The 447-nt window shown below is 42.5% G+C and carries 1 pseudogene; it reads right to left on the bottom strand.

The annotated features are described in order from the left end of the window. Positions 1–220 precede the first annotated feature (220 nt). Positions 221–447 (bottom strand): annotated as a pseudogene (locus tag AMS66_RS01780) (extracellular solute-binding protein); the annotation flags it as partial.

Below are 447 nucleotides of genomic sequence, written 5' to 3'. Positions count from 1 at the left end.
TTGGCCTATAATTTCAAAACCGTACTTATCCCAGTCAAAGGCGTTGCTAATTCCTTTAATCGTCCACGACTCATCATCAATAATCATGACCTTGTACATGGGTATTCTCCTGAACTTGTGGATTTCTTCGAAATGATAGCAAAGCTTCCCGGTAATAGCAATCTAAAATACGGATAAACCACGGTCATTAGCAAACGATGGTTTATCCGTATCTTATAAATTACTTGCTGCTCTCTTTAATTTCTCTGTAATGCTTCACGTTCTCTTCTTGAACCGCTTTACCGCCAGCGTCCATATATTCTTTCACCAGCTTGTCATACAAGGCGTCGAATTCGGCCGGCTTGACAACAATCAGCCGATCCATCATTTGCTTGTTCATATCACCCAGCGTTTTGCCGTATTTGATGCTGGCTTCGTTCGGAACCCCGTAGTAGAAACCGGTAAAGC

This window comes from Paenibacillus xylanivorans, assembly GCF_001280595.1.
In the GTDB taxonomy this organism is placed as follows: domain Bacteria; phylum Bacillota; class Bacilli; order Paenibacillales; family Paenibacillaceae; genus Paenibacillus; species Paenibacillus xylanivorans.
The sequence above is the reverse complement of the archived record's forward strand: the minus strand, read 5'-3'. Positions and strand labels throughout refer to the sequence as shown.